At 70.7% G+C, this 22,187-nt stretch carries 16 protein-coding genes; 11 read left to right on the top strand and 5 right to left on the bottom strand.

Features of this window, described 5'->3' with window-relative positions; all coding sequences use genetic code 11:
- Positions 1-33 precede the first annotated feature (33 nt).
- The 4 genes from AC5L38_RS00560 to mug all read left to right on the top strand — a co-directional run bounded on the left by AC5L38_RS00560 (position 34) and on the right by mug (position 6,541).
- Positions 34-1,803 carry a 3' terminal RNA ribose 2'-O-methyltransferase Hen1 gene (locus tag AC5L38_RS00560; RefSeq protein WP_495240725.1) on the top strand — a complete coding sequence of 590 codons (1,770 nt, stop codon included), beginning with the start codon at positions 34-36 and terminating at the stop codon, positions 1,801-1,803.
- Entirely contained in the window at positions 1,796-4,294 is a 2,499-nt protein-coding gene (locus tag AC5L38_RS00565) for a polynucleotide kinase-phosphatase (protein WP_495240726.1), read from the top strand. The genes AC5L38_RS00560 and AC5L38_RS00565 overlap by 8 nt, the downstream gene beginning before the upstream one ends.
- 222 nt (positions 4,295-4,516) lie before the next feature.
- Positions 4,517-5,926 carry a sugar porter family MFS transporter gene (locus AC5L38_RS00570; protein WP_495240727.1) on the top strand — a complete coding sequence of 470 codons (1,410 nt, stop codon included), beginning with the start codon at positions 4,517-4,519 and terminating at the stop codon, positions 5,924-5,926.
- Between the two features lie 51 nt (positions 5,927-5,977).
- Positions 5,978-6,541 carry a G/U mismatch-specific DNA glycosylase gene (gene mug / locus AC5L38_RS00575; protein ID WP_495241529.1) on the top strand — a complete coding sequence of 188 codons (564 nt, stop codon included), beginning with the start codon at positions 5,978-5,980 and terminating at the stop codon, positions 6,539-6,541.
- A gap of 112 nt (positions 6,542-6,653) precedes the next feature.
- Here the strand turns inward: mug and AC5L38_RS00580 are convergent, their stop codons facing one another.
- Complete coding sequence (locus AC5L38_RS00580) at positions 6,654-7,226, bottom strand: DUF1707 SHOCT-like domain-containing protein (RefSeq protein ID WP_495240728.1); 573 nt, start codon at positions 7,224-7,226, stop codon at positions 6,654-6,656.
- A gap of 7 nt (positions 7,227-7,233) precedes the next feature.
- Complete coding sequence (locus AC5L38_RS00585; protein WP_495240729.1) at positions 7,234-8,028, bottom strand: PadR family transcriptional regulator; 795 nt, start codon at positions 8,026-8,028, stop codon at positions 7,234-7,236.
- A gap of 836 nt (positions 8,029-8,864) precedes the next feature.
- Between AC5L38_RS00585 and AC5L38_RS00590 the strand changes: the two genes are divergently transcribed.
- The 6 genes from AC5L38_RS00590 to AC5L38_RS00615 all read left to right on the top strand — a co-directional run bounded on the left by AC5L38_RS00590 (position 8,865) and on the right by AC5L38_RS00615 (position 17,541).
- Positions 8,865-9,590, top strand: a complete 726-nt coding sequence (locus AC5L38_RS00590; RefSeq protein WP_495240730.1) for a metal-dependent hydrolase — start codon at positions 8,865-8,867, stop codon at positions 9,588-9,590.
- Between the two features lie 190 nt (positions 9,591-9,780).
- On the top strand, positions 9,781-12,552 hold the full coding sequence (gene acnA / locus AC5L38_RS00595) for an aconitate hydratase AcnA (protein ID WP_495240731.1): 2,772 nt from the start codon (positions 9,781-9,783) through the stop codon (positions 12,550-12,552).
- A gap of 426 nt (positions 12,553-12,978) precedes the next feature.
- Positions 12,979-14,097, top strand: a complete 1,119-nt coding sequence (locus AC5L38_RS00600) for a sugar ABC transporter substrate-binding protein (protein ID WP_495240732.1) — start codon at positions 12,979-12,981, stop codon at positions 14,095-14,097.
- Between the two features lie 191 nt (positions 14,098-14,288).
- Entirely contained in the window at positions 14,289-15,053 is a 765-nt protein-coding gene (locus tag AC5L38_RS00605) for an ATP-binding cassette domain-containing protein (RefSeq protein WP_344748023.1), read from the top strand.
- Positions 15,050-16,297 carry a sugar ABC transporter permease gene (locus tag AC5L38_RS00610; RefSeq protein ID WP_495240733.1) on the top strand — a complete coding sequence of 416 codons (1,248 nt, stop codon included), beginning with the start codon at positions 15,050-15,052 and terminating at the stop codon, positions 16,295-16,297. The genes AC5L38_RS00605 and AC5L38_RS00610 overlap by 4 nt, the downstream gene beginning before the upstream one ends.
- A 35-nt stretch (positions 16,298-16,332) precedes the next feature.
- On the top strand, positions 16,333-17,541 hold the full coding sequence (locus AC5L38_RS00615) for an ROK family transcriptional regulator (protein ID WP_495240734.1): 1,209 nt from the start codon (positions 16,333-16,335) through the stop codon (positions 17,539-17,541).
- Between the two features lie 186 nt (positions 17,542-17,727).
- Here AC5L38_RS00615 and AC5L38_RS00620 read toward each other — a convergent pair whose 3' ends face one another.
- Together AC5L38_RS00620 and AC5L38_RS00625 are read right to left on the bottom strand one after the other, a co-directional pair.
- Entirely contained in the window at positions 17,728-18,075 is a 348-nt protein-coding gene (locus AC5L38_RS00620) for a hypothetical protein (RefSeq protein WP_495240735.1), read from the bottom strand.
- Between the two features lie 283 nt (positions 18,076-18,358).
- Positions 18,359-19,237, bottom strand: coding sequence for a neutral zinc metallopeptidase (locus AC5L38_RS00625; RefSeq protein WP_495240736.1), 879 nt, complete (start codon positions 19,235-19,237; stop codon positions 18,359-18,361).
- 167 nt (positions 19,238-19,404) lie between these two features.
- Between AC5L38_RS00625 and dxs the strand changes: the two genes are divergently transcribed.
- Positions 19,405-21,327, top strand: a complete 1,923-nt coding sequence (gene dxs, locus AC5L38_RS00630) for a 1-deoxy-D-xylulose-5-phosphate synthase (protein WP_495240737.1) — start codon at positions 19,405-19,407, stop codon at positions 21,325-21,327.
- Positions 21,328-21,425: 98 nt separating this feature from the next.
- Here the strand turns inward: dxs and AC5L38_RS00635 are convergent, their stop codons facing one another.
- Complete coding sequence (locus AC5L38_RS00635; protein WP_495240738.1) at positions 21,426-22,163, bottom strand: DedA family protein; 738 nt, start codon at positions 22,161-22,163, stop codon at positions 21,426-21,428.
- Between the last annotated feature and the right edge of the window lie 24 nt (positions 22,164-22,187).

The following is a 22,187-nucleotide window of genomic DNA, read 5'->3' on the forward strand; positions in this document are numbered from 1 at the left end:
CCGTCCCGGCATGGGTGCGGCACACTGAACCGGGTGTTGCTGACGATCTCCACCACCGTACGCCCCGCCACGGACCTCGGTTTCCTGCTGCACAAGCATCCCGACCGGGTCCAGGAGTTCGGGCAGTCGTACGGCGTGGCACGTGTCCTCTACCCCGAGGCGGGTGAGGAGCGCTGCACGGCCGCGCTGATGCTCGACGTCGACCCGATCCGCCTGGTGCGCTCGCGCGACCGGTCCACGCCCGACTACACGCTGGGCCAGTACGTCAACGACCGGCCCTACGCCGCGTCGTCGCTGCTGGCCGTGGCGCTGGCCGACGTGTTCCGCACGGCGCGCACCGGACGCTGTGACAGCCGTCCCGAGCTGGCCGCGGGGCCGATGCCACTGGAGATCACCCTGCCCGTGCTGCCGTGCAAGGGCGGCCCCGAACTCGCGCACCGGTTGTTCGAACCGCTGGGCTGGCGGGTCGAGGCGACCGCCCTGCCGCTGGACGAGGAGTTCCCCGAGTGGGGCGACTCCCGTTACGTGCGGCTGGTGCTGCGCGGGGAGGTCCGCCTGGCCGACGCGCTCAACCAGCTCTACGTGCTGCTGCCGGTGCTCGACGACGCCAAGCACTACTGGGTGGCCCCCGACGAGGTGGACAAGCTGATCAGGGCGGGCGAGTCGTGGCTGGCCGCCCACCCCGAGCGGGGTCTGATCACCCGCCGCTACCTCGGCCGTCGCTGGGCCCTCACCCGTACGGCCTTCGCCCGTCTCGCCGAGATCGGCGACGACGTGGAGGAGGACCTCGAACCCCCGGTAGAGGAGGACCCCTCGGCCGATCCCGGCGTGCCGGGCCCCGTCCAGGAAAGCCCGGTCGAGGAAAGCCCGGTCGCGGAGGGGACCGCCGACGGAGGCCCCGCCGACGACCCGGACCGAGGGAGTTCCTCCCAGGAGGTCTCCGCCACGGGAGACGACACCCCCGTGACGCCCGCCACCACCCTTCCGCCGCCCGGTACGGCCTCCGCCGCCCCGGACGTGCCGGACGGGGCCGGGACCGCCGGTGCCGCCAGGCGGCCGTTGAACACCCTCCGGCTGGAGGCCGTGCTCGCCACGCTGGAGGGGCTGGGGGTGAGCACCGTCATCGACCTCGGGTGCGGTTCCGGCCGCCTGGTCGGGGCGCTGCTCGAACGCCCCCGCTTCGGCAAGGTCGCAGGGGTGGACGTGTCCTCCCATGCCCTGGCGCTCGCGGCCAGGCGCCTGAGGCTCGACCGGATGCCCGAGCGCCGGAGGGAGCGGCTGGAGCTGTTCCAGGGCGCGCTGACCTACACCGACGCCCGGTTCGCCGGGTACGACGCCGCGGTGCTGATGGAGGTCGTCGAGCACGTCGACCCGCCGCGCCTGGACGCGCTGGAGCGGGTGGTCTTCGGAACCGCCCGGCCGGGGCACGTGATCGTCACGACCCCGAACGCCGAGTACAACGTCCGCTACGAGTTCCTGAACGGTGTTCGTCACCCCGACCACCGCTTCGAGTGGACCCGCGCCGAGTTCCGCGCGTGGGCGGCGAAGGTGTGCGGCGAGTACGGCTACCGCGCCGAGTTCCTGCCGGTGGGCGACGACGACCCCGAGGTCGGCCCGCCCACCCAGATGGCCCTGTTCGGCCTCGCGGACACGAAGGATCCCGCGGACACGGAAGGTATCCCGGACACGAGAGGCCTCGCGGGCGGGCCGGAGGGTTCCGGAGGAAGTACGGAAGCGCGCGTGAGCACGGGAAACGCTGAGAACACCGGGAACGCGGGAAGCGAGGGAGGTGGAGATGACTGAGATCGCCGTACCGGAGATGTCGCTGGTCGTGCTCGTGGGGGTGTCCGGCAGCGGCAAGTCGACCTTCGCCGCCAGGCACTTCGCGCCGACGCAGGTGATCTCCTCCGACTTCTGCCGGGGGCTGGTCGCCGACGACGAGAACGACCAGGCCGCCACGCCCGACGCCTTCGACGTGCTCCACTACATCGTCGGCACCCGCCTGCGGCGCGGGCTGCTCACGGTCGTGGACGCCACGAACGTGCAGTGGGAGGCGCGCAAGCAGCTGGTCGCGCTCGCGAAGTCGCACAACGTGCTGGTCGACGCGATCGTCCTGGACGTGCCCGAGGAGCTGGCGGTCGCGCGCAACGAGTCCAGGCCCGACCGGGACTTCGGGGCACGCGTGGTCATCAGGCAGCGCAAGGATCTGCGCCGTTCCATGGGCAGGATCTCCCGCGACGGCTTCCGCCGGGTCCACGTGCTGCGCGGGGCCGAGGAGATCGAGGCCGCCACGGTCGTCACCGAGAGGGCGTGGACCGACAGGCGCGAGCTGACCGGCCCGTTCGACATCGTGGGCGACGTGCACGGCTGCCGCGCCGAGCTGGAGACGTTGCTGCGCGACCTCGGCTGGCGGATCGATCCCGGCGGCGCAGGGGCGGTCCACCCCGAGGGCAGGACGGCGGTGTTCGTCGGCGACCTGGTGGACCGGGGGCCCGACTCGCCGGGCGTGCTCCGGCTGGTCATGGGCATGGTCGCGGCCGGGACCGCGCTGTGCGTGTCGGGCAACCACGAGCAGAAGCTGGCCCGCGCGCTCAACGGCCGCAAGGTCCGGGTGGCCCACGGCCTCCAAGAGTCGCTGGACCAGCTGGCCGCCGAGCCGGAGGAGTTCAGGCGGGAGGCGCTGGCCTTCATGGAAGGGCTGATCAGCCACTACCAGCTCGACGGGGGCAGGCTCGTCGTCGCCCACGCCGGGCTCAAGGAGGACTACCACGGCCGCGCCTCCGGCAGGGTCCGCTCCTTCGCGCTGTACGGCGACACCACCGGCGAGACCGACGAGTACGGCCTGCCGGTGCGCTACCCCTGGGCGCGCGAGTACCGGGGCCGCGCCATGGTCGTCTACGGCCACACCCCGGTCCCCGAGACCGAGTGGATCAACAACACGATCTGCCTGGACACCGGGGTGGTCTTCGGCGGGCGGCTCACCGCCCTGCGCTACCCGGAGCGGGAGACCGTCTCGGTGCCCGCCGAGCGCGTCTGGTACGAGTCGGTCAGGCCGTTCACCGCTCCCGGCCACCGCGATCCCGGCCTGCTCTCCGTCGACGACGTGCGGGGCACCCGTCACATCGAGGTGCGCCACGGCGGCGGCCACATCAAGGTCCGCGAGGAGAACTCGGCCGCCGCACTGGAGATCATGAGCCGGTTCGCGGTGGACCCGCGCTGGCTGGTCTACCTCCCGCCGACGATGGCGCCGCCGGAGACCTCCCGTCTCGACGGCTACCTGGAGCACCCGGCCGAGGCGTTCGCCGAGTTCGCGGCGGCCGGGGTGAGCCGGGTGGTGTGCGAGGAGAAGCACATGGGCTCGCGGGCGGTGGCCGTGCTGGCAGCCGACCCGGGGGTGGCGGCGGCGCGCTTCGGGATCACCGACGGCAGTGCCGGGGCGGTCTACACCCGCACCGGACGGCCGTTCTTCGCCGACACCACCGAGCTCGTCGGCAGGCTCAGGCGGGTGTGCGCGCCGCTGATGAAGGAGCTGGGGTCGGACTGGGTCGCCCTCGACTGCGAGCTGCTGCCCTGGTCGGCGAAGGCCGAGGGGCTGATCCGCGGCCAGTACGCGTCGGTTGGCGCCGCGGCGCGCACCGTGCTGCCCGAGGCGGTCACCGTGCTGGAAGCGGCGGCCGGGCGCGGGTTGGATGTGGGCGATCTGTTGGACCGCACCCGCCGCCGCTCCACCAACGCTGCCCGTTTCAGGCAGGCATATGCACGTTACTGCTGGCCTGTCTCCGGGCTGGAGGGCATTCGCCTGGCACCGTTCCAGATCCTCGCCTGCGAGGGCCGGGCGACCGCGGTCCAGGAGCCGCACTCCTGGCACCTGGACCTGCTGTCCCGGCTCGACGACCCGCTGATCGCGCCCACCCGGCACGTGTTCGCCGACCTGGCCTCGCCGGAGTCGACGCAGGCGGCCACGGCCTGGTGGTCGGCGCTCACGGCCGAGGGCGGTGAGGGCATGGTCGTCAAGCCGCTGGACCCGCCGGACGGGCGGAGCCGGGTGCAGCCCGGGATCAAGGTTCGCGGGCGCGAGTACCTGCGGATCATCTACGGTCCCGACTACACCGAGAGCCTGGACGTCCTGCGCCACCGGTTCCTGGGCCGCAAGCGCTCGCTGGCCCTGCGCGAGCACGCGCTGGGTCTCGAGGCGCTCTCCCGGCTGGCCGAGAGGGAGCCGCTGTGGAGGGTGCACGAGGCGGTCTTCGCCGTCCTGGCCCTGGAATCCGAGCCGGTCGACCCCCGGCTGTAGCCACCGGCCGCGGTTCCCGGCCGTGGTCGACGGCGTCAGCGGGAACGGCGCCGACGGGAACAGGGGCGGCGGAGATGGCGCCGGCGGGGACGGTGCCGGCTGGAACAGGGCCGGCGGGAACGGTGCCGGCGGGGACGGCGGCTGGTGGGGACGGCCGGTATGAGGCCGTCCCCCGGAGTCCGGGGCCATGTCTCAAATCTCTTTCCGGGGGAAAGAACCCTCATGGCCAGAACCACTCCCGCGAACACCTCCGGTGAGAACATCGGGCACGTCGTCTTCATCACCGCCGCGGCGGCGATCGGCGGCTTCCTCTTCGGATACGACAGCGCCGTCATCAACGGCGCCGTCACCGGGATCGAGAAGAACTTCGACGTCGGCCCGGTGCAGACCGGCTTCGTCGTGGCGATCGCGCTGCTGGGCTCGGCGCTGGGCGCCTGGATCGCCGGGGGGCTGGCCGACCGCTGGGGGCGCACCAGGACGATGCAGGTGGCCGCGATCCTGTTCGCGGTCAGTTCCGTCGGCCAGGCCCTTCCCTTCGCGCTCTGGGACCTCGCCTTCTGGCGGGTGCTCGCCGGTGTGGGAATCGGCATGGCCTCGGTGATCGGCCCCGCCTACATCGCGGAGGTCGCGCCGCCCGCCTACCGGGGACGCCTGGGATCCTTCCAGCAGCTCGCGATCGTGCTGGGCATCGCGGTCTCCCAGCTGGCCAACTACGCGATCGCGGAGCGGGCCGGGGGCGACGTCAACAACGAGCTGCTCGGGCTGCAGGCCTGGCAGTGGATGCTCGGCGCCTGCCTGATCCCCGCCCTGCTCTATCTGGTCTTCGCGACGGTCATCCCCGAGTCGCCGCGCTTCCTCATCGCGGTCGGGAGGTCGGACGCGGCACGCAAGGTGTTGTCGGAGGTCGAGGGCGAGGGAGGCGACCTGGACGCCCGGGTGGCGGAGATCGAGACCTCGGTGCGCAGCGAGCACCGGCCCCGCCTGCGCGACCTGCGCGGTAGCCGGTTCGGGCTGCTGCCGATCGTCTGGATCGGCATCCTGCTGTCGGTGTTCCAGCAGTTCGTCGGCATCAACGTCATCTTCTACTACTCGGCGTCGCTGTGGCAGTCGGTCGGCATCAACCAGTCGGACTCGCTGCTCATCAGCTTCTCCACCTCGATCATCAACATCGTCGGCACGTTCGTCGCCATCGCGCTGGTCGACAGGATCGGCCGCCGGCCGCTGCTGCTGATCGGCTCCGCGGGCATGACGGTCGCGCTCGCCGTGGCCGCGTGGGCCTTCAGCGCGGGCGTCCCGAGTGGCGAGGCCGTCAAGCTGCCCGAGGCTCAGGGCACGGTCGCCCTGATCGCCGCGCACGTCTTCGTGCTGTTCTTCGCCCTGTCGTGGGGTGTGATCGTCTGGGTGCTGCTGGGTGAGATGTTCCCCAACCGCATCAGGGCCGCCGCGCTCTCGGTGGCCGCCGCCGCCCAGTGGGTGGCCAACTGGCTGATCACCGTCTCGTTCCCGTCGCTGAGCGAGTGGAACCTGGCCGGAGCCTACGTGGGGTACGCCGCCTTCGCCGCGCTCTCCTTCGTCTTCGTGCTGTTCAAGGTACGGGAGACCAAGGGGCGGAAGCTCGAGGAGATGGGCTAGGTTCGCCTCGTGCCGTCCCAGGAACAGGAGAACGTCCCGCCCGCGAGGCGCGTGACCCCCGGAGCGCGGGTCCCGGCGCGGCCGAGCCGCGCCGAGTTGGAGGCGGCCGGGGCGGAGACGATCGAGGACGTGCTCGGGCCCTCGCTGGACGTGCTGTTCTGCGGGATCAATCCCGGCCTGTACTCCGCGGCCACCGGCCACCACTTCGCCCGCCCCGGCAACCGCTTCTGGCCCGCGCTGTACCGCTCCGGCTTCACCCCCCGGCTGCTCTCGCCCGCCGAGCAGGACCTGCTTCCCTCGTACGGGCTGGGGATCACCAACGTGGTGCCGCGGGCCACCGCGCAGGCGGCGGAGCTGTCTGCCGAGGAGTTCCGCGCGGGCGGGGAGCGGCTGGCGGGGCTGGTCGCCGAGGTCCGGCCGAAGGTGCTGGCGGTGGCGGGGGTGACCGCCTACCGGCAGGCGTTCGGCGTGCCCAGGGCCGTGATCGGGCCGCAGGAGAGCGAGATCGGCGGCGCGGCGGTGTGGGTGCTGCCCAACCCGAGCGGCCTGAACGCGCACTGGACGCTGGAGGGGATCGCGGGGGAGATGCGCAGGCTGCGGGAGTCCCTCGCCTGACCGGCCGGGGCGAGCGCCCCCGCGAGGGGACGACGGGCGAGCACGTCGCGCGCTCGCCCGGAGCCCGACGGCGGCCGGCCGGAAGCACGGCGGAGGTGCCTCGCGGGCGGGGTCAGAACGTGGCCGGGGGGCCGACCCGGCGGGAGCGCGTCCTGGAACGTCCCCGCCCGTGGCGGAGCATGCCCAGCACCGCGATCACCAGCCAGGCGAGGAAGACGAACTTGAGCACCCCGAACCCGCCGACCAGCAACCCGCCCACCAGCACCAGGAACATCAGGGGGAAGAGCGGCGGCCCGCCGCGGCGGCCCGTGTGACGGTGGCTCCAGCCCTGGTGGCGGCTCCCGGCACGGCGGGGGCCCCAGGGGTGGGCGTGCGCGTGGTGCCGGTGGCCCGGCCCCCACGGCCCTTCCCCCGGCCCCCACGGCCTTCTCCCGGGGCCCCAGGGAGCCCCCGCGCCCCAGGGACCCCAGGCCTCCCCGGACTCCTCCGGCCGGGGGTCGTTCGGGCCGGGAAGATCCGCGCTCACCCGGGCCAGCTCGCCGCCGGTCCGCGCGGACAGGGTCATCTCCAGGCGCTCGTCGAGCTCCTCGCGGGTCAGGCGGCCCTGCACGTAGTGCTCGCGCAGGGACTCCATCGCCACGTCACGCTCGGCGTCTCCGATACGGAGGTCGTCTCGGGGCGTCATGGTCGGGTCACTCCTCGCCGGTGTCGCCGTCGGCCAAGATCTGGTAGAGCTTGCGGCGCGCCTCGACCAGGGTCTGCTTGGCCTGCCGGATCTGCGCGTCGCTGCCGGTCTGCAGGATCTGGAGCATGGCGAACCCCGACTGGCGGGTGATGTCCATCAGCTCCCAGGTGCTGTCGTCGACGTCGGGCGTCATCTCCTCCCACGGGGCGCGTACCTCGTCGGAGTGTTCGGCCACGTAGGCGCGCCCGGCGTCGGTGAGGCCGAAGGTCTTGCGGCCCTCGTTCTCCTCGGCCAGGACCAGGCCCTCGTCGGTGAGCTGCTGCAGGGCCGGGTAGACCGCTCCCGGGCTGGGCTTCCAGCCGCCCTCGCTGCGCCGCTCGATCTCCTGGATGATCTGGTAGCCGTTGCGCGGGGACTCGGTGAGCAGGGCGAGGATCGCCGCGCGGACGTCGCCGCGCTTCGCCTTGCGCCCCTTGCCGAACGGCGGGCCGCCGAAGGGGCCCCCGCCGAACGGGCCTCTGCCCCCCCTGCCGCCCCGGCCCATGTCCCAGGGGAAGCCGCCGAAGGGGAAGGGGCCGCCGCGGTGGCCGCGGTGACGGTGCTCGCGGGGCCCGCCCTCGTGGTGCTCGTGGTGCTCGTGGTGCGTGTGGTGTGGCGGGCGGGGGCCGTGCTCGGGGCCGCCCTCGTGCCATCCGGCGGCCATCTGCCGCCATGCCCGCCTGGCGGCGCGCTTCATCTCGCGCCTGACCTCGGGGGATCCGAATCCGCCCCAGGGGGCGCCCATCGCGTTGGACGGTGTCATGTCGTACCTCCATGCTGCGATCGTCTTTTGATCGCTCTCGATGCTTCAAAGATATATCGAGAACATTCTGATAGCAACCTCATGTCATGAAATTGGGGATTCTGTACGACATGGGGTATCTGATGGCCGGTGTAGGCCTCTGGGGCTCCGTTTCGCCGTCCTCCGCGCCCTTTTCGATGACTCTGACGGAGAGTAATGGGTCGTCACTCTAAGTAGAAGTGAGGCAGATCACGTAATTCTTGCCGGATTCTGGAACAAGTACTGAGACCTGCACGTTACAAAGGACGTAGACGGGATTCGTTCCGTGCCGGAAGGGCTGGGGGGTGCTTTCGGCACGGAACGGTCCCGTCTGTCGTTTCCGGACCCTCCCTTCTGATCGTTCCGACGTTTCCGCACGTCACTGCTTGATCGCGACTCTCCCGGGGGTCGCCTCCGGGCCTTCGGCGAAGACTCCCGCGAGGCCCTTCGCTCCCGGTGTCACCCCTGGCCGCTCCTGGCCCGCCCGTGACCGTTCCGGGCCCGCCTCGCGAAGGCGACGACTCCACCGGGACGCTTCCGGGCCCTCGCCTCAGGCACCATTCACCCGTTCCATCCGTTCCCCATCCGTAGGAAGATTCGGATGGCAGTCACCTCTCGTGAAGGGACGGGGAGATCGAAGCGGACCGTCGTCGCCCCCGGGCGACCCCGGAGTCGGCCGGAAACGATCAGCGCACGCGCAGCGGGGCCATTCCGCCCCCACGACACGCCGACGGCGTGAAATGGCACGGTCCTCCATCTGGAGGAGGCTTTGACGTACAGTCTCCCGAGGTGATCTTGATGGGGGTTTTTGACCGATGATGGGGCATACGCATGCGCTGACGGGTGCGATCGCGTGGTTGGGGGTGGCACCGGCGCTGGCCGCGCTGCCCCTGCTGACCGAGACGTCCAGGTTCATCGAGACCGGCGTCATGGTCAACGCGCTCAACCCGGCCGAGTTCGTCGCCGGGGCCATCATCTGCGCCGGTGCCGCCATGCTGCCGGACCTCGACCATCCGAGCGCGACGATCGCGCAGACGTTCGGGCCGGTCACCTGGGGGCTGAGCAAGGCGGTCTCGTGGCTCGCCGGAGGCCACCGCAACGCCACCCACTCGCTGGTGTTCGCGATCGCCACGGGCTTCGGCGCGCACTATCTGGCCAACACCTATCCGATCGGCCGCGACATCCTGGTGATCCTGCTCATCGGCCTGGCGCTGCGGGCGATCGGCATCGGCATCCCGGGCAAGAAGTTCGCCTCGGCGATGCTCAACGTCGGCATGACGGCCGGGCTGTTCGTGGTGTTCCGCAGCGACAACGTGGGATACGCCTGGCTGGGGCTCGCGGTCGCGATCGGGTGCCTGACCCACGTCGTGGGTGACTGCTGCACCGAGAAGGGCTGTCCGGTGCTCTGGCCGATGCGGCAGAAGTGGCTGCTGCCGTGGAAGATCGGCATCAAGACGGGCCGCGCCTTCGAGCAGAAGTTTCTCGCGCCGGTACTTTCCGTCATCGTTCTCGGGCTGCTGTATCTTCGCCTCGCCCCGCAGTGATCATACTGGGGAGTAATTTGATGTCGAGATACCCGGAGCGATATCTTGACATCGAGACATCCGCTGCAACCTGTGGGTGACCTGGAAGTTAGGCGTACCTAACAGTCAAGGGCGCTCGGGCGGTGCGGCAGGATTCAATCGCGCCCTATGTACCGGCGCGCCAGACATCAGGTGATGAGGGAGGCGAACCGTGTCCGCGAACAGCTTCGGCAGCCGTGACACGCTCCGCGTCGGTGACGCGGAGTACGAGATCTACCGGCTGGACGCCGTGGAGGGGGCGGGACGTCTCCCGTACAGCCTGAAGATCCTTCTGGAGAACCTGCTCCGCACGGAGGACGGCGCGAACATCACCGCCGACCACATCCGCGCGATCGGCCAGTGGGACCCCAAGGCCGCCCCGAACGTGGAGATCCAGTTCACCCCGGCCCGCGTGATCATGCAGGACTTCACCGGCGTCCCGTGCGTCGTCGACCTGGCGACCATGCGCGAGGCCGTCCGCGACCTCGGCGGCGACCCCGCCAGGATCAACCCGCTCGCCCCGGCCGAGATGGTCATCGACCACTCGGTCATCGTCGACTTCTTCGGCGGCGCCGACTCCTTCCAGCGCAACGTCGACCGGGAGTACGAGCGCAACCGCGAGCGCTACCAGTTCCTGCGCTGGGGCCAGACCGCCTTCGACGAGTTCAAGGTCGTCCCGCCGGGCACCGGCATCGTGCACCAGGTCAACATCGAGCACCTGGCCCGCGTCGTGATGGTCCGCGACGGCAAGGCGTACCCCGACACCTGCGTCGGCACCGACTCCCACACCACCATGGAGAACGGCATCGGCGTCCTGGGCTGGGGCGTCGGCGGCATCGAGGCCGAGGCCGCGATGCTCGGCCAGCCGATCTCCATGCTCATCCCGCGCGTGGTCGGCTTCAAGCTGACCGGCAAGCTCCCCGCCGGGGCCACCGCCACCGACCTGGTGCTCACGATCACCGAGATGCTGCGCAAGCACGGCGTCGTCGGCAAGTTCGTGGAGTTCTACGGCGACGGCGTCTCCAGCGTGCCGCTGGCCAACCGGGCCACGATCGGCAACATGAGCCCCGAGTTCGGCTCGACCTGCGCGATCTTCCCGATCGACGGCCAGACGACCGACTACCTCACGCTGACCGGCCGCCCCGCCGAGCAGGTGGCCCTGGTCGAGGCCTACGCCAAGGCCCAGGGCATGTGGCTCGACCCCGAGGCCGAGGAGCCGGTCTTCTCCGAGTACATCGAGCTGGACCTGTCGACGGTCGTCCCGTCGATCGCCGGTCCCAAGCGTCCCCAGGACCGCATCGCGCTGTCGGACGCCAAGAGCGCCTGGCGCGCGGCCGTCAAGGACTACGTGTCGAGCGAGCAGGGCCCGCTCGACGAGGCGTCCGGCGAGTCGTTCCCGGCCTCCGACTCCCCGGCGGTCTCCCACGACGACAACGGCGACAAGCCGCACCCGGCCCACCTCAACGGCGAGCGCCCGCACAAGCGCGTGCGGGTCACCCTGGCCGACGGCACCGACTTCGAGATCGACCACGGCGTGGTCACCATCGCCGCGATCACCAGCTGCACCAACACCTCCAACCCGTACGTCATGATGGGCGCCGCGCTGCTCGCCAGGAACGCGGTCGAGAAGGGCCTGACCCGCAAGCCGTGGGTCAAGACCTCGCTCGCCCCCGGCTCGCAGGTCGTCACCGGCTACTTCGAGCGCTCCGGCCTGCAGCCGTACCTCGACAAGATCGGTTTCAACCTGGTCGGCTACGGCTGCACCACCTGCATCGGCAACTCGGGCCCGCTGCAGGAGGAGATCTCCGCCGCCATCCAGGAGAACGACCTCGCGGTCACCGCCGTGCTGTCGGGCAACCGCAACTTCGAGGGCCGGATCAACCCCGACGTCAAGATGAACTACCTGGCCTCGCCGCCGCTGGTCGTCGCCTACGCCCTCGCGGGCACCATGGACCTCGACCTGAACAACGAGCCGCTGGGCGTGGGCTCGGACGGCGAGCCGGTGTTCCTCGCCGACATCTGGCCGGCGCCCGAGGAGATCGCGGCGGTCGTCGCCTCCTCGATCGACCAGGAGATGTTCCTGCACGACTACGCGGACGTCTTCAAGGGCGACGAGACCTGGCGCTCGCTGCCGATCCCGACCGGCAACACCTTCGAGTGGGACCCCGACTCGACCTACGTCCGCAAGGCCCCCTACTTCGAGGGCATGCCGCCCGAGCCGCAGCCGGTGACCGACATCTCCGGGGCCCGGGTGCTCGCGAAGCTGGGCGACTCGGTCACCACCGACCACATCTCCCCGGCGGGCGCCATCAAGGTCGGCACCCCCGCCGCCGACTACCTCAAGGAGCACGGCGTCGGGGTCAAGGACTTCAACTCCTACGGCTCGCGCCGCGGCAACCACGAGGTCATGATCCGCGGCACCTTCGCCAACATCCGGCTGAAGAACCTGCTGCTCGACGGCGTGGAGGGCGGCTACACCCGCGACTTCACCGTCGAGGGCGGGCCGCAGTCCTTCATCTACGACGCCTCGGCCAACTACCAGGCCGCGGGCGTCCCGCTCGTGGTCCTGGCGGGCAAGGAGTACGGTTCCGGCTCCTCGCGCGACTGGGCGGCCAAGGGCACCGCGCTGCTCGGCGTCCGCGCCGTCATCGCCGAGTCCTACGAGCGCATCCACCGCTCCAACCTCATCGGCATGGGCGTGCTGCCGCTGCAGTTCCCCGAGGGCGAGACGGCGCAGTCGCTCGGCCTGACCGGCGAGGAGACCTTCGACGTCGTCGGCGTCGTCGCCCTCAACGAGGGCGGCGTCCCGCAGACCGTGACGGTCAGGGCCGACGGCAAGGAGTTCCAGGCGGTCGTGCGCATCGACACCCCCGGAGAGGCCGACTACTACCGGCACGGGGGCATCATGCAGTACGTCCTGCGCTCCCTGCTCGCCAAGAGCTGAGCAGGGGGGCGAGGCCGCACGTAAGCCTCGCCCGCATGGGGGCACACCCCAGACGAGAACCGCCCGGCGGGACACCATCCCGCCGGGCGGTTCCGTGCTTTCCGGGGGGTTGCGGGAATCCTCGGGGGCGGTTCGGGGGCGGTTCGGGAAAAAGGGCAGCTCGGAGCCGCGATCCCGGTAACGGCGAAGGTGTCGTAAGGGGGAGGGGCCACCCGGACCCGAGGCGGTTAAGGGCGCGTTTCTGGATTGTTACCGGCCACAACAAACTTTACCTCGGGTGGGTCTGGCGCTCCAGGCCAACGGCGGAATACGTTGCCGCAAACAACATTCAACGGAACGGTGAGCCGAGACCCGGACAGCCGTACCCGCGAATTCGGCATGCCGCACGTCCGTACCCCCCAATTTCGAAGAAAGGACCCGTGCACCATGCGCAAGGGGATCCTCAGCCTTACCGCCGCCGCCGCGGCGATGACCCTCGGCCTCACCGCTTGCGGGAGCGACAGCCCCGAGACCAGCGCTTCGAGCAGTGCCGCCCCTGCGGAGAGCACGGCCGCCGCCGCTGGCAAGGTCGGCGTCATCCTTCCCGACAGCAAGTCCTCCGCCCGCTGGGAGACCGCGGACCGCAAGTACCTGGAGGAGGCGTTCAAGGCCGCGGGTGTCGCCTACGACATCCAGAACGCCCAGGGCGACAAGACCCAGTTCCAGACCATCGCCGACCAGATGATCACCAACGGGGCCACGGTCCTGATGATCGTCAACCTCGACAGCGGCACCGGCAAGGCCGTACTCGACAAGGCCAAGGCGCAGGGCGTGGCCACCATCGACTACGACCGCCTCACCCTCAACGGCGGCGCCCAGTACTACGTCAGCTTCGACAACACCAAGGTCGGCACCCTGCAGGGTGAGGGCCTGGTGAAGTGCCTGACCGACAAGAAGGCCGAGAAGCCGATCGTCGCCGAGCTCAACGGCTCGCCGACCGACAACAACGCCACGCTGTTCAAGAACGGCTACGACGGCGTGCTCAAGCCCAAGTACGACTCCGGCGACTACGTCAAGGGCCCGGACCAGTCCGTCCCCGACTGGGACAACGCCCAGGCAGGCACGATCTTCGAGCAGATGCTCACCGAGCAGCCGAAGATCGCCGGTGTCCTGGCCGCCAACGACGGTCTCGGCAACGCCGCCATCGCGGTCCTGAAGAAGAACAGCCTGAACGGCAAGGTCCCGGTCACCGGCCAGGACGCCACCGTGCAGGGCCTGCAGAACATCCTCGCCGGCGACCAGTGCATGACCGTCTACAAGGCGATCAAGAAGGAGGCCGACGCGGCCGCCGCGCTCGCCATCGGCCTGGCCAAGGGCGAGAAGCCCGCGGCGACCGGGAGCGTCAAGGACACCGAGAGCGGCGCCGACGTGCCCGCCGTCCTCCTCGACCCGCAGCCGATCTTCTTCGACAGCGTCAAGGACGTCGTCGCCGACGGCTTCGTGACCAAGGAAGAGCTGTGCACCGGCGAGTTCGCCGACAAGTGCACCGAGGCCGGAATCCAGTAGGGCACGGAGGGTGCGGCCGGTCGTTCCCCCTGACCGGCCGCACCCTCGCGCTCGATCGCGGCACACCTCATCCTGTGCGCCGGGAGACGCGGCAGGTGGACGTCTCCCGGCGCGCGGGGCGGGACGCCGCCCGCAGGCGCCCGAGCCGCGCGAGCTTCGCCGCGCGAAATGAACACAGGGAGCACAACCCCATGACCCCCGCACTGGAACTCCGCGGGATCGACAAGAGTTTCGGTCCCGTACAGGTCCTGCACGACGTCTCCCTCTCCGCGTACGCCGGAGAGGTGACCGCGCTGGTCGGCGACAACGGCGCAGGCAAGTCCACCCTCGTCAAGTGCGTCGGAGGCATCCACTCGATCGACTCCGGCGAGTACTTCTTCGACGGCAAGCCCGTCCAGATCGGCAGCCCGCGCGACGCGGCCGACCTGGGCATCGAGATCGTCTACCAGGACCTCGCGCTCTGCGACAACCTCGACATCGTCCAGAACATGTTCCTCGGCCGCGAGCACAAGCGCGGCATCGTCCTCGACGAGGACACGATGGAGGAGATGGCGGCCAGGACCCTGGAGAGCCTGTCGGTCAGGACCGTCAAGTCCATCCGCCAGCTCGTCGCCAGCCTCTCCGGCGGCCAGCGCCAGACGGTGGCCATCGCCAAGGCCGTGCTGTGGAACAGCAAGGTCGTCATCCTCGACGAGCCCACCGCCGCCCTCGGCGTCGCCCAGACGGCGCAGGTGCTTGAACTGGTCCGGCGCCTGGCCGACCAGGGCCTGGCCGTCGTCCTGATCTCGCACAACATGAACGACGTCTTCGCGGTGTCCGACCGGATCGCCACCCTCTACCTCGGCCGGATGGCGGCCCAGGTCAAGACCTCGGACGTCACCCACGCGCAGGTCGTCGAACTGATCACCTCCGGCCGCAGCGGGGACCTCGGCCTCACCAACGGAGTCACCGTATGACCGCCACGATTTCGCCGAAGACCGCACCCGAGGCGCCCTCGATCAGGACCAACGTCCGCGGCTACGCCGAGAGGGTACGCGGCGGCGACATGGGCGCGCTGCCCGCTGTGTTCGGTCTCGTGGTGCTCTGCACGATCTTCGCCATCCTGCGGCCCTCCTTCCTGACCTCGGGGAACTTCGCCAACCTGTTCACCCAGGGCGCCGCGGTCACCGTGATCGCCATGGGCCTGGTCTTCGTGCTGCTGCTCGGTGAGATCGACCTGTCGGCGGGCTTCGCCAGCGGCGTCTGCGCCGCGGTACTCGCGATCATGCTCAGCAGCCAGGGACTGCCCTGGTACGTGGCGGTGGGCGCGGCGATCCTCACCGGCGTGGTGATCGGCACCGCGATCGGCTCCATCGTCGCGAAACTCGGCATCCCCTCGTTCGTGGTGACGCTCGCGGCCTTCCTCGCCTTCCAGGGCCTGGTCCTGCTGCTCGTCAAGGGCGGCACCATCATCGCCATCCGCGACGAGACCATCCTGTCGATCGCCAACAAGAACCTCCCGCCCACGCTGGGCTGGATCCTGCTGGCCGTGGGCGTCGCCGCCTACGCCGGACTCCAGCTGCTGCGCGCCCGCAAGCGGGCCTCCCGCGGCCTGACCTCCGACCCGATCTCGCTCATCGCGGTCAGGGTCGGCGCCCTCGCGCTGCTCGGCGGCCTGGCCGTCTACTTCCTCAACATCGAGCGCAGCCGCAACGTCGCCGTCGTCTCCCTGGCGGGCGTGCCGCTGGTGGTGCCCATCATCGTGGTGCTGCTGCTGATCCTGACATTCGTGCTCCGCCGCACGGCGTACGGGCGCCACCTGTACGCGGTCGGTGGCAACGCCGAGGCCGCGCGCCGGGCGGGCATCAACGTCGACCGGATGAAGATCAGCGCTTTCGTGATCTGTTCCTCCATGGCCGCCGTCGGAGGCATCATCGCCGCCTCGCGGGCCAGCTCGGTCGACCCCAACACCGGCGGCAGCAACGTGCTGCTCTACGCGGTCGGCGCCGCCGTCATCGGCGGCACCAGCCTGTTCGGCGGCAAGGGCCGGGTGCTGGACGCCATCCTCGGCGGTGCCGTGGTCGCGGTCATCGAGAACGGCATGGGCCTGATGGGCTACAGCTCCGGGGTGAAGTTCATGGTGACCGGATCGGTCCTGTTGCTGGCCGCCATGGTGGACGCTTTGTCCCGCAAGCGGGCGGCCGCCACTGGTCTAAGGTGATCAGCGACTCCGATTCACCGAAGGAACACCACGCCATGCGGGCAGGCCCCTCCCAAGAGGAGATCAGGCGCCACAACCTCGGGGCACTGCTCCGGCACGTCCATCTGAGCGGCCCCACCTCGCGCGCGGAACTCACCAACCGGATGGGCCTCAACCGCAGCACCATCATGGCTCTCACCGCCGACCTGACCGCCGCCGGGCTGGTCAGGGAGGAACTTCCCAGGGAGACGGGCCGGGCCGGGCGCCCGTCCCTGGTGGTCCGCCCGGAGTCGGCGCGGGTCTACGTGTTCGCCCTCGACGTGGGCGTCGACCGGCTGGTCGCCGCCCGCGTCGGGCTGGGCGGCACCATCCTCGACCGCCGCGAGACGGTACGGCGGCGCGGGGACTTCTCCCTGGAGGAGATCGTCGGCCCGCTCGCCGCCTTCGCCCGGCAGATGCACCGCAGGACCCGGCCCGACACGGTGTGCGTCGGGGTGGCGGCGGCCTTCTCCGGGGGAGTGGGACGCGGCGACGGGGTCGTCAGGTTCGGGCCCAACATGGTCACCGTGGACGACGTGCCGTTCGCCGACGAGATGACCCGCCGGCTGGGCTTCGGCCTGCCGGTCACCGTCGGGAACGACGCCAACCTCGCCGCCCTCGCCGAGCAGACCCGGGGCGTCGGCGTCGGCTGCCGGGACCTCGTCTACCTCCACGGCGACGTCGGCATCGGCGGGGGAGTGATCGTCAACGGTCAGTTGCTCGGCGGCCACCTGGGCTTCGGCGGCGAGGTCGGGCACATGATCGTCAACCCCGACAAGGGCCGGATCTGCGGGTGCGGCTCGCACGGCTGCCTGGAGGCGGAGGTCGGGGAGCGCGCCTTCCTGGAGGCCGCGGGCCGCTTCGGCTCCCGGGTCGGCAGGGACGCCGTCCGCGCCGCGGTCGACGCCGCCGACCGGGGGGACGTCGTCGCACAGGCGGCCCTCAGCCGCGTCGGCGACTGGCTCGGCCTGGGCGTCTCCAACCTCGTCAACCTGTTCAACCCCGAAATGGTCGTCTTCGGGGGCACGCTCAGGGAGATCTACCTCGGCTCCGCCGCGCAGGTCCGCAGCCGTCTCGCCCTCGCAGCCCTGCCCCCGTGCCGTGAGCAGCTGCGCCTGCGCACCTCGGCCCTCGGCGATGACGCCACCCTCGTCGGCGCCGCCGAACTGGCCTTCTCCCAGGTCCTCGCGGACCCTCTCGAGGTCCTCGCCCGCGCGGGCTCCTGATTCTCCGGTGCCGCCCGAGGGCGGTGAGGGGCGGATTCTGCCCCGCTGTCCGGGGCGGACGTCCTGATTCGCGCCGATTCGTGATCCGGGATGACCCGTGGTCCGTGATGGTCCATCTTCTGTGGCGACTCGTGGGGTGTCGTGCTGCCGACACCCGGAGGCGTGGGTGCCGGCGGTGGCGCGGGGTTACTTCACGAGACCGGCGACCAGGTGGCGCAGCTCGATGTGGCCGGCCTTGAGCTCGGCGACGTCACCCTCGACGCGCTTCATGGAGAGCTCCAGGTTGCCGACGGAGCGCTTGACCACGGAAATCTCCTCGCGGAGCTCGGCGTGCCCAGCTCGCATCTCGGCTCGGAGTTCGTCCTGTCCGGTTCGGAGCTTGTCCATCTCTGTTCGGACTCCGGACATCTCCGTTCGCAGGTCTCCCAGGACCTCCAGGATGCCCGCGTTGATCACCTTGCTTTCCAGGTTCTGCGCGCGGAGCTCGGCAACGTCCGTTTCCAGGACGCGCAGGCGGTTCTCGGTCGTGTTCATCTCGTCTTCTCCTTGCCGTCTCGACCAGCGGGGGGACCGGACCTGGTTCCGTGGCGTGGAGGGCGCTCACGGGGAGGGTTACTCAGGCGGCGTCGCCAGGTTACCGAACGTCACGGATCCATCGCCACTCGTGGTCGCGTTTCCGGGGGAGAGCGCCCGGGATGAGCGGCCAGGGAGCGAGGTCCGCACCTCTTGGGGGAAAAGACTTACACCGGGTGGAAAGAACGACCACCCGTCGCGCGTCCGTGGGACGGCGGCGGGTGGTCGTGGAAATCGGGGAGGGTCAGGCGACGCGGCCGGAGGGGGCCGTCCAGGTGTTGCAACCGGAGGGGGAGCCCGCGTCGAAGCCGCGCTCCATCCAGTAGGCCTGGCTGCGGCCCTTGCCGTGGTCGTTCTTGGGCCAGTTCTTGTGCCCGTTGGCGTTGACCCAGCTGACCATCGCCTCCCACTGCGCCTGCTCGACCGGCAGGTCGTCGGCGGCCTGGCGCAGGAAGGCGGAGGCCAGGCAGTCGGCCTGCAGTTCGAGGCGGCGGGAGAAGGCCAGCTTGACGGACGAGGAGGCCCGCCAGATGCTGCGGCCGTAGTAGTCCATGATCCCCGCGAGACGCTGCACGTGGTGGCCGTACTCGTGGGCGATGAACTGGGCGTGGTTGGCCGGGTGGGCGTTCTTCAGGACCTCACGCGTGATGGCGATGTAGATGGTGCGGTTGCTGGAGCAGTACAGCCCTCCGGCGCTGGTGGGCCACCGGCCGCAGGGGGTGGTCACCTTGGTGGTGGAGAAACGTAGCTTCGGGTGGGAGAAGCCCAGGTTGGTCTTCCTGAACTGGGTCTTCCAGGCCAGGTTCAGGCAGCGGATGAGCTTGGTGACGAAGACTCGGTAGGAGGCCGCGCTCCCCGCGCGGATCTGTCCGGCCTGGCAGCGCATGGTGGGCAGGGTGCCGGTGCGGTAGAGGGGACTGGCCGTCGCGGCGGCCCGGCCGCGCGGGGGTGCCTGCTCCCCGGCGGAGGTGGTGGAGCCGGCTGGGGTGACGGAGGCGACGGGGGCGATCGTGCCCGACGCCGCCCCGGTGATCGGCGCGACCTGCTGCGAGGCGGAGGGCGCGGCGATCCGCGAGGCGGACGCGCTGACGGGGTCCAGCCCCGCCACCAGGGCAAACGTCAACGAGGCGGCAACAAGCGACGATAGTTGCCTAAAGGGGAGAGTTTTCATGGTGGGGCAAAGGTTATTGCAAGTGTGGATAAAGCGTGCAGAATCGCCGCCCCTGAGGGTTGCGTTCCCCAGCGCAACTAGACTCGTCGTGACGTTGACTGGACAGAGGGGATGATTCCGTGAGCGAGCGGACCGGGCAGCCTGGAAATCTTCTGGAGTCGGTCAAGGGACCAGGAGACCTCAAGCGCTTGGCGGTGGACGAGCTACCGGTCCTCGCCACCGAGATCAGGGACCTCCTGATCGCCTCCACCGCCCGCAGCGGAGGCCACCTCGGCCCCAACCTCGGTGTCGTCGAGCTGACGATCGCGATGCACCGGGTCTTCGACTCGCCACGTGACCGCATCCTGTGGGACACCGGCCACCAGGCCTACGTCCACAAGATGCTCACCGGCCGGGCCGGGCAGTTCGACACGCTCCGGCAGGAGGGCGGCCTGTCGGGCTACCCGAGCCAGACCGAGTCCGAGCACGACATCATCGAGAACTCCCACGCCTCGACCGCGCTGTCGTACGCCGACGGCCTGGCCAAGGCGTACAGGCTGCGGGGCGAGGCCGACCGCACGGTCGTCGCGGTGATCGGGGACGGCGCGCTCACCGGCGGCATGGCCTGGGAGGCGCTCAACAACATCGCGGCGCGCAAGGACCTGCCGCTGATCATCGTGGTCAACGACAACGGCCGCTCCTACTCCCCGACCATCGGCGGGCTCGCCTCCCACCTGGCCTCCCTGCGCACGAACCAGCGCTACGAGGACGTGCTCGAGTTCGTCAAGGGCAACCTGACCAAGGTCCCGGTGGTCGGCGCCCCCGTCTACGACGCCCTGCACGGCGTCAAGAAGGGCCTCAAGGACGTCCTGGCCCCGCAGGTCATGTTCGAGGACCTCGGCCTGAAGTACATCGGGCTGGTCGACGGCCACGACGAGCAGGCCGTGGAGGCCGCGCTGCGCAGGGCCCGCGACTTCCGCCGCCCGGTCATCGTGCACGTGCTCACCAAGAAGGGCTTCGGCTACTCCCCGGCGGAGAACCACGACGAGGACTGCTTCCACTCGCCGGGCGTCTTCGACCCGCTGACCGGCGAGGAGAAGCCGAAGCCGCACGGCTGGACCAACGTCTTCGGCCAGGAGATGGTGCGCCTGGGCGCCGAGCGGCGCGACATCGTGGCGATCACCGCCGCGATGCTCGGTCCCACCGGCCTGATCCCGTTCTCCGAGGCCTACCCCGACCGCCTCTACGACGTCGGCATCGCCGAGCAGCACGCCCTGACCAGCGCCGCCGGTCTGGCGCTCGGCGGCCTGCACCCGGTGGTGGCCGTCTACGCCACCTTCCTCAACCGGGCCTTCGACCAGCTCCTGATGGACGTCGCCCTGCACCGGCTCCCCGTCACGGTCGTGCTCGACCGGGCGGGCGTCACCGGCGACGACGGCGCCAGCCACAACGGCATGTGGGACCTGTCGATCCTGCAGGTCGTCCCGGGCCTGTCGGTCGCCGTCCCGCGCGACGAGCCCCGCCTGCGCGAGCTGCTGGCCGAGGCCGTGGAGATCGACCACGGCCCGACCGTCCTGCGCTACCCCAAGGGTGCGGTGGGCGCCGAGATCGAGGCGGTCGGCCGCCTCGGCGAGATGGACGTGCTGCGCTCGGGCGACGACCCCGACGTGCTGCTCGTGGCCGTGGGCCCGATGGCCGAGCTGTGCCTGGAGGCCGCCGACCTGCTCGACGCCCAGGGCATCTCCGCCACGGTGGTCGACCCGCGCTGGGTCAAGCCCCTGGACGAGGCCCTGGTGCCGGCCGCCCGCGCCCACAAGCTGGTCGTGGTGGTCGAGGACAACGGCCGGGTGGGCGCGGTCGGCGACGCGGTGGCCCGCATGCTGCGCGACGCCGACGTGGACGTCCCGGTCCGCACCTACGGCATCCCGCAGCGCTTCCTCGACCACGCCAAGCGCCCGAAGATCCTCGGCGAGATCGGCCTGACCTCGCAGGACATCGCCCGCCAGATCACCGAGGCGATCGCGAAGCGCTACCCGGCCCTGGAGAACCACCCGACCCGCTGACAGCGTCTCCGGCGTCCCGGCGTCCTCCGGCGTCCCCGGCGGCGTCTCCGGTCACCTGAGAGCCCTCCGGTCCGGCCGTCCGGGAGCTCCCGGCCCGGCTAGCCGAGGATCTTGCCGCTCGCGTCGTCGGAGTCGTAGGCGTCGGGAGCGTCGCCGTCGCCCGCCCCCTCCCGGGGCGGGCGGGCGCGGTGGTTGATCACGACGAGGCCCGCCACCACGACGGCCACGCACGCGAGGATCGGTACCAGCAGGTGCCGGTTCTGGCGCAGGGCCTCGCCCGCGAGGGCGCCCAGCGACAGGTGGACGCTCACCCAGACCGCCCCGCCCACCAGGGCCCGGCGGACGAAGCGCGTGTACGGCACGCTCAGGGTCCCGGCGACGATCGGGACGAGCGAGCCGACCACGGGCAGGAAACAGGCCACCGCCAGAGCCGGGCCGCCGCCCGCGTTCGTACGCATGTCCGCGCTCACACCCGCGCCCGTACTCGTGCCCGCGTCCAGGCCCGTGCCCGTGCCCGTACTCGTGCTCGTTCCCGCACCCGTTACCAGTCGCTCGGCCCGTGACCAGCGCCGCTCGCCGATCCGGCGGCCGGCCCCGCCGTGGCGCAGCCGCGAGCCGTACCGGCGGCCGACGAGCCAGCCGCCGGTCGCGTACAGGACATACCCGGCGCACCCGGCGACCGCCACCACCGCGACTCCCCACGGGTCCGCCAGCGTCGCCCCCGCCACGAGGAGCGCCGCGACCCCGGGGATCAGCGACCCGGCGAACGCCAGCACCGCGAGGAGTATCGAGCCGACCAGGTACGGAGACGACGACTGCAGCATGTCCAGGAGCATGGTCTCAGGATCGTCGCCGCAGGT

It is taken from the genome of Streptosporangium nanhuense, assembly GCF_059358815.1.